Raw genomic sequence first — 7,580 nt, 5'->3', positions numbered from 1 at the left:
CGCTGCGCCCGGCTCCGCCACCCCCGCCTCGGCCGCCGCGCCCGAGCCCGCTGCCCCCGCTGCGCCCGGGCCCGCCGCGCCCGCCTCGTCCGCTGCGTCCGGGTCCGTCGCCCCCGCGAAGGCTTCGCCTGAGGCCGCTGTGCCGAATTCCGCGTCCGGCTCCGCCGCATCTTCCGGAGTCCCGGCGCCCGCCGTTTCTGCCGGCGAGGACACGTCTGCATCCGCGGCTTCAGCTGGCGATGCGGCGCCCGCTGCCATCGTCGATCACACGAGCGGACCGACGGTGGTGCCCGAGCCCGACATCGATGCGCAGCGCCGTGCATGGGAGGACGAGCAGGTGCCCTATGACGATGCGACCATCGCTGCGTACGAGGTCGATTCCGAGGTTCCGCCCGTGAGCGTTCCGGATGCCCCGACGTCCGCCGCTTCTGGCGAGCGGCCCGCGGTGGGTTCCGACTCGGCCGCTGGCTCCATGAGCCCCCCGCAGTCGACGGCGACGCCGAACCCCGCTCCTGCGGCGGCACCCGGGGCGCTGCCCTGGTCGTCCTTCACCCCGGTGGCCGAGGACGTTCCGCAGAACCAGGATGAGGCCAAGGAGATGATCAACAACATCTTCGGCTCCGGTGTCGTCTTCAAGCCGACCGAGTAATCCGTCCGCGTTTCGATTCACTCTTCCCGCGCCCCCGTTTCCGCGTATCCAACGGAAACGGGGGCGCTTTGCGTCTGGCGGATACGACGCTTTTGGGGCCGATGGATATGTGGGCGCGGTTTGGGTGTGGAAAGACGAAGCCGACGGATGCGACGCTTTTGGGGCCGATGGATATGACGCGTTGCACTCTGTGGACACGTTGCTTCGGGCTGCGTGCGCATGCCCTGAGCGGGCTGGCTTCCGTTGCCGTCAGGAATGCGCGGGGGCTGCCGCGTTGTTGCCGCGGGACTGACGGCGGGAGGGTGTCGGGTCCCATTTCGTTTTGACCGCGTGGCGGTTGCCGTCAGGAATGCGCGCGGGGGCGGGACGCCCGCCGGAAAGCCGGCGCTAAGCCGGAGGCGGACCCCCGTTGCCGTCAGCAATGCGCTCGGGAGGTCGGATGCCCGCCGGAAAGCTGACGTTAAGCTGGCGGCGGAGCCTGTTGCCGTCAGGAATTTGCGCGGGAGAGCGCGCCGGCGCCGGATCTCTGACGCCGCGCTCGCGATGCCGCGCAAATATCCCGCCACCGCTGCTGTTCTGCCGTCTTTACCGTCACTTTTCCGCGATTGGCATCGCTTCGCGTCAGCAATGCGCGCGGGCAGCTGGATGCCCGCCGGAAGGCTGACGGTACGCAGGCGGCGGAGCCCCGTGCCGTCAGCAATGCGCGCGGATGGCCGGATACCTGCCGGAAAGCTGACGCTAAGCCCGCGGCGGCGCCCCATGCCGTCAGGAATGCGCGCGGAAGCCCATCCGCTCGTCCCTGCGCATGTGACAGAGCGGTGCGCGCTGCGTCGTCGTGCTGTGGCCCGTATCCGCCGCGTGGTACCATTTGCACGGTTTAGCAAGCGCGCCCTGCGGGCGCCGTTTACAAAAGGAGTCTTCATGGCTGGCATGAACATGCAGGAAATGATGAAGCAGGCGCGCAAGATGCAGGAGCAGCTTGCCGCCGCGCAGGAGAGCATGAAGGACGTCACCGTGGACGCCTCGGCGGGCGGCGGCATGGTCAAGGCCACCGTCAACGGCGACCTGGAGCTCGTCTCCATCACCATCGACCCCGACGCGCTCGATCCCGAGGACGTTGACCTGCTGCAGGATATGATCGTGGCCGCCGTCAACGAGGCCGTGCGCGGCGTGGGCGAGGTGGCCAGCAAGCAGATGAGCTCCATCACCGGCGGCCTCAACATCCCGGGCATGCCGTTCTAAGACATGTCGGCAAACCGCAGTCTACAGATTCTCTTGGATGAGCTGGGCAGGCTTCCGGGTATTGGACCCAAGTCGGCCCAGCGCATCGCGTACTACCTGCTCGAATCCGACGCCGAGGAAGCGCGCCGTCTGGCGCACGCCATCCTGCGGGTAAAGGAGCAGGTCCATTTTTGCAGCCGGTGCTTCAACTACGCCACCGAGGACGAGTGCGCTATCTGCGAGGACGTCACGCGCGACCGCGCGCGCATCTGCGTGGTGGGCGAGCCGCGCGACGTCTCGGCCATCGAGCGCACCGGTACCTATCACGGCCTCTACCATGTGCTGGGCGGCGTGATCAGCCCTATGGACAAGATCGGCCCCGAGCAGCTGCGCGTGCGCGAGCTCATCGCGCGCCTGGGCACCGAGGATATCGAAGAGGTCATCATCGCCACAAACCCCAATATCGAGGGCGAGGCGACGGCGAGCTATCTGGCCCGCACCATCAAACCGCTGGGTGTGACCGTGAGCCGCCTGGCGAGCGGCCTGCCTGTGGGCGGCGACCTCGAATACGCCGACGAGCTCACGCTGGGCCGCGCGATCGAGGCGCGCCGCGCGCTGTAAGGCCAACAGCCGCCCCGCGCGCTGTAAGGCCAACAGCCGGCCCTGCCTGCCATGCGGCCGCCTTCCGTCGCGTCCCGGCCTGTCATCCACTTGTTGATTCCAGGAGGTCCTCTATGGCATCGCTTGCGTTCACCGAAGAACTGGTCGTGTGCTTCGACGCGGAGCCCCATACGGTCGAAGAGGTCGAGCGGATGCTCGCACGCACGCTGCGTGCTGCCGGCTACGTGCGCGAGGGCTTCGAGCAGGCCGTGGTCGAGCGCGAGCTCGCGTATCCTACCGCGCTCGAGATGGGCGGCATCAACGTGGCGATCCCGCACTGCGACCCGTGCCATGTGGAGCGCGGCGCCCTGTGCGTGGGCGTGCTGCCGGCACCCGTGGCCTGGCCGCGCATGGATGCGCCGAACGCTACGACGCCCGTATCGCTCGTGGTGATGCTCGCGCTCAACGAGGCGGGCGAGCACCTGGAGATGCTCGGCCGCGTGATCGACCTCATGCAGGACCAGGAGCTGGTGGCGCGCATCGTGGCCGCGGAGTCGCGCGCCCGGGTATTCGACCTGCTATCGCGCCACCTTTCGGCATAGGCACGCGCCGCACCTCAGATCGGTGCCTGTCCCTAATCCGAGGGGCTTGTGCACCACGCCTCAGATTGGTGCCTGTCCCTAATCTGAGGGGTTTGGGGCGGGGAGCGGCTGGGTGGAAAATCAGCTACACTGAGTATCATCTGTGACTCGATTTCCATGGAGAAGCCATGATCCTATCAAGCAAGGACGGCGCCGTCCGCCGTGCGCCGCGCCGCCTGCGCCGCGGTGCGCTGCCGTCGTCCCTTATCGGGCTCGTCACCTTTTCGTTTACGGTGCTCGCGTTTTCGACCGTTGCATACACCACGTCGCTGCCGGCGCTCATCCTGGCGGCGCAGCGGGCGGATGACGACAGCCTCTTCTATAAGGCCCTTGCAGGGCTTACCCAGGGCGACGCGCAGGGCGCGGGCGCCGATGCCGGGGCGGCCGCGTCCGGGGATGCCGAGGCGTCCGCGGGGGACGCGGGAAGCGGCTCCGGGTCCGGTAAGCGGCCCGCGCGCGGCAGCATCACGCTGGGCGGGGCGTCCCTGCAGGGTATCATCTCCAATATCGCCGGCAACTCGGTCGAGAAGCCCCAGGCTCCCGATGCCGGCGCCAAGCCCGATGTAGATCCGAAGCCCGAAGGGGGCTCCGAACCCGACGGCGGCACCGGCGGCCAGCCCGGCGGCGGCACGGACGGGGGCGGCGGCGGCACCGGCGGCCAGCCCGGCGGCGGCACGACCGGGGGCGGCGGCTCGACGGACGGCGACTCGGGCAATCAGGGCGGCGGGAAGCCCGAAGCCTCTCCCGAGGAAGAAGAGCGCATGTACAACTTCCTGGCGGAGCGCCTGGCGCTCATCGATTCGTACCTGGTGCGCGTGAACGCTGCCACCAGCGGGTTCAACAACGATTGCCTGGGCGCATACGACGTGCGCGCGGCTCACCGTGCGGAATGCATGGCGCTCTGGGAGGAGCTGCTCCTCGAGTTCGATACCGTGGTGAACAAGGCGCCCGCCTACAGCGGCACGCAGTACGTTAAACCGCGCGGAAGGATCATCGCCATGTACCGCCTGCTTCGCGACTACATCGGCGTCCTGTGCGAGGCTTGGGACATCAACGTGCCCCTGCCGGATCCCTCGAGCAACATCGATGCGTTCATGGCGCCCATCCGTCTGTACGAGAAGGACGGCGAGAATATCTTCCTTGCGGAGTTCAAGCAGATCTACGAGGGCTTCGTCCTATGAGCGAGCAGCACGACGATATGACGGAGGAGCCCGTATACCGTACGCCGGGTTCGGCTGACGCGACCGACGAGGCTTCGTCGCTCGCCCGTGCCGAGCAGGGGCGCACCCGTCGCCTGGACCGCCGCGGTTCCGCGGCTTGGAATCCGTGGGGCCTGTCCGTGGGCATGCACCGCATCAGGCTGGAACAATTCGAAGAACCCTATCGCATGCCGGATGACGAGCGCTCCGCCTATCGGCGCCGCTTCATCACGCTGTTCGCCGACGACGACACGGCGCGCCGCGGCGGCCTGGGCATGGTCACGCGCGTTTCCAACGCGATGGGAGAGGTCTACGCGCTCAAGGTTCTTATAGAGCCCGAGCGCGCGGAGGACGAGGACGACGCGGCGTACGAGACGCGCCGCGCCGCCGCGCGCGCCGCCTTCCGGGCCGAATACGAGAGCCATCGCGCCGTGTCGGGTTTCAAGGGCTTCCCGCGCCTGTACGGATTCGCGCAGGTAAACGGTTCGCCCGCCATCGTGATGGAGTGGGTCGAGGGCGTAACGCTGGCGCAGGCGCGCCGCATGCTGGCGGTTGACGACGAAGGCCGCTGCGCCCCCTTGACGGCTGCGCGCCTGGGTCGCGACTTGTTCGACTTGCTGGTTCGCCTGGAGCTGGTAGGCGACGGCTTCGTGCACCGCGATATCTCGCCCGCCAACGTCATGGTGCGCACGGCGCATCTGTCGGTGGCCGAGCAGGATGCCGAGGGCGCGTTCGACCTGTGCCTCATCGACTTCGGGTCGTCGGTGAATCTGGATCCCGCGCACGACACCTCGTTCACCTCGCGGTTCTCCACCATGCGCTGCGCGACGCTGGGCTATGCGCCGCCCGAGATGCTCACGAGCGACCTGCCGCACGTGGCGCGTTTGCGCATGTCTCAGAAGATCGACGTGTACGCCGCGGCGAGCGTGCTCTACGAGCTCGTGTCCGGTGCCCTGCCGTTCGATATGGGCGTCGCGCGCGATGCGTCGCCGTTCCGCATCAAGACCGATGAGCAGCCGCGTGCGCTCACCTCGGCCCATATGACCCATCCCGATATGGCGGCGCTGCTGCTGCGCGAGCCCGAGGTGGCCATCGCCGCCGGCCGGGCGTCGCTCGATCTGTCGCTGGGCCCCGATTCCGCGGAGCTCCGCGACGCGCTCTCGCTGGTCGACGGGCAGTTGTTCGACCTGGTCCTGGCCTGCCTCAAGCCGCGTCAGGACGAGCGCCCCACGGCGGAGGCCATGCGCGACGGGCTGGCGGCGTTTTGCAACCACTACGCGCAGAACGCCGAGCGCGCGCTGCGCGGCGAGCGCCTGCTGCCGTGCACGGGCGAGGCGTCGTGGTTCGACACGGCGTCGCCGTATGCCATGAACCGCCTGGTGAGCGCCGTGGGCGGTGCGATCGCGGTGGCCGTTCTGGCTGCATGTACGGCTACGACGGCGGTGCTGCTCGACGGCGTGCCGGTGGTGTGGCGCCTGGGACAGCTGACGTGGCGCAGCGAGCTCTCCGGCTTCGCGGTGGCGGCGGCGCTGATGCTGCCGGCGCTGGCGGGCTGGGCGGCGCGCGGCCGCCTGCGTGGGACGCGCGAGGGGTTCCTGCGCGGCTCGACGGCGTGCATCGCGACCACCGTGGCGTTGCTGGCGGCGGCTTCGCTGGGCTCGATCTCTGGTTTGAACAGCTCGCACGCGGTGGTGTCGGCCATCCTTACGGCCGCCTCGGCTGGCTGGTGCCCGCTGGTGCTCGACTTCGCCATGACGGTGGCGCCCGCGATCATCGCCGAGGCGCGCCGCGCGCTGCCTCGCGCCCGCGTGCAGGCGGCGGCGATGGGCGGCGGTGCCTGCGCGGCGGTTGCCTCGGGCGGCTTCGATACCGCCGCTGCGGCGGTCACGGCCCCGCTTGCCCCGGGTGCGCTTTCCGACGAGGATGGCGCCGCGGATGAAGCGGTGGGGGCGGAGTGCGCGGGAGGGCCGGCCGATACGGTTGGCGCAGATGAGCCCGCAGATCATAGCGATGAGCGCGACGCCATTGGTGAACGGACGGCCGATGCCGTTCATCATGATTCTGGTGACGCTCCGATTAACGGTGCCGACCCTGCCGATAATCGTTTGATGATTGACGGCGCGGAGTCTGTTGCGCACAATGCTATTGGCAACGAAACTGGTATGAAAACTGGTATTAACTCTATAGACTATTCGGATGAGGAGGTGCGAGATGCTGCCGATGAACGCTAGCGACCAAACGCCCTGCGGCGCGCTGTTCGAGATCATGAAGCGCTCCGGCGGCATCAGCCATAAGGAACTCGCCTCGCTCATCCTGTCCGAGCGCCCGCTATCCGACGGCCGCAGCCCCATGAGCCGCGCCTCCGACCGCACGTGGGTGTCGCGCTTCGTGGTGCACGCGCCCGTGGGGTCCGTCCAGGCGCGCTATTTTCGCGATTTCGGCGTGGCAGCGCGGCGCATCATGGACCGCCTGCATGCCCAGCGCCGCGGCGCGCTCTCGTTCGAGCAGATTCTCGACATCGTGTGCGGAGAGCGGGGAGCGGCTATGGTGGCGGCGCTGGATGCGTGCCGCCAGGATGTACGCCTGTATCAGAACGCGCTGGTCCGTATGCGCGATGGCGAGGGCTATACCGTGGGCGAGCGCGCCGAGGCGGCCCTGGTGCTGTTCGTGGCCGCAGGCTGTTCGGCCGACGTCGGCTACTCGGTGGACTACGCCATGAGCTACATCCGCGACGTGCTGGGCGGCCAGCTGGGTACGCCCACGTCGCGTCCCGTGCGCGTGGCATGCGCCGGCATGGACGGGGCCCTGGTTGATGCCAACCGCACGCTGGGCGTGGTGCGCATCATCGAGGGCTGCATCTCGAGCGACCCGTATTGGGTCGACCCCGACTCCGAGGGCGTGGAGATAGGCGCGCTGGTGACGGGGCCGGACGATATCGCGGACGTGGACGGCGACGTGTCGGCGCGCCACGCGCGCATCTGGTTCGACGGGGCCGCAGGCGGCTGCTGGTTGCTGCAGGACCTCGATTCAACCAACGGCACCATCGTGGTGAGCGGCGACGACGGCGAGCCACTGCGCGTGGCCTCGGGCGAGACCGCGCAGATCCATCCCGGCGACGAGCTGCGCCTGGGCGCCACCACGGTATTCATCCTCATCGAGGGTTCCGCCGACATGGTGTAGCCGCCCGGCTCAGCGCCGGGTGCCGTAACCCACGCTGCTCAAATTAGGGACAGGCACCGATCTGAGGCGAGGCGGGGGCGCGGGGCTTCC

At 68.6% G+C, this 7,580-nt stretch carries 6 protein-coding genes and 1 pseudogene; all 7 read left to right on the top strand.

What is annotated here, in order from left to right:
- Window positions 1-649 (top strand): annotated as a pseudogene (locus E4J93_RS08120) (hypothetical protein); the annotation flags it as partial.
- A gap of 921 nt (window positions 650-1,570) precedes the next feature.
- Entirely contained in the window at window positions 1,571-1,891 is a 321-nt protein-coding gene (locus E4J93_RS07140; protein WP_147588777.1) for a YbaB/EbfC family nucleoid-associated protein, read from the top strand.
- Between the two features lie 3 nt (window positions 1,892-1,894).
- Window positions 1,895-2,491 carry a recombination mediator RecR gene (recR, locus tag E4J93_RS07135; RefSeq protein WP_147588776.1) on the top strand — a complete coding sequence of 199 codons (597 nt, stop codon included), beginning with the start codon at window positions 1,895-1,897 and terminating at the stop codon, window positions 2,489-2,491.
- Between the two features lie 113 nt (window positions 2,492-2,604).
- Complete coding sequence (locus tag E4J93_RS07130; protein WP_147588775.1) at window positions 2,605-3,072, top strand: PTS sugar transporter subunit IIA; 468 nt, start codon at window positions 2,605-2,607, stop codon at window positions 3,070-3,072.
- Window positions 3,073-3,239: 167 nt separating this feature from the next.
- Window positions 3,240-4,292: a hypothetical protein gene (locus E4J93_RS08115; protein ID WP_187231654.1), complete on the top strand. Its 1,053-nt coding sequence runs from the start codon at window positions 3,240-3,242 to the stop codon at window positions 4,290-4,292.
- The gene (locus E4J93_RS07120; protein WP_147588774.1) at window positions 4,289-6,541 is read left to right on the top strand and encodes an AarF/UbiB family protein; all 2,253 of its coding nucleotides are present in this window, start codon (window positions 4,289-4,291) and stop codon (window positions 6,539-6,541) included. Before E4J93_RS08115 ends, E4J93_RS07120 begins: the two co-directional genes overlap by 4 nt.
- Entirely contained in the window at window positions 6,522-7,490 is a 969-nt protein-coding gene (locus tag E4J93_RS08185; RefSeq protein WP_222705706.1) for an FHA domain-containing protein, read from the top strand. The genes E4J93_RS07120 and E4J93_RS08185 overlap by 20 nt, the downstream gene beginning before the upstream one ends.
- The last annotated feature ends 90 nt before the right edge of the window (window positions 7,491-7,580 follow it).

Source organism: Collinsella sp. BA40, from assembly GCF_008014645.1.
Classification (GTDB): domain Bacteria; phylum Actinomycetota; class Coriobacteriia; order Coriobacteriales; family Coriobacteriaceae; genus Collinsella.
This window is presented reverse-complemented; position numbering and strand designations above follow the sequence as displayed.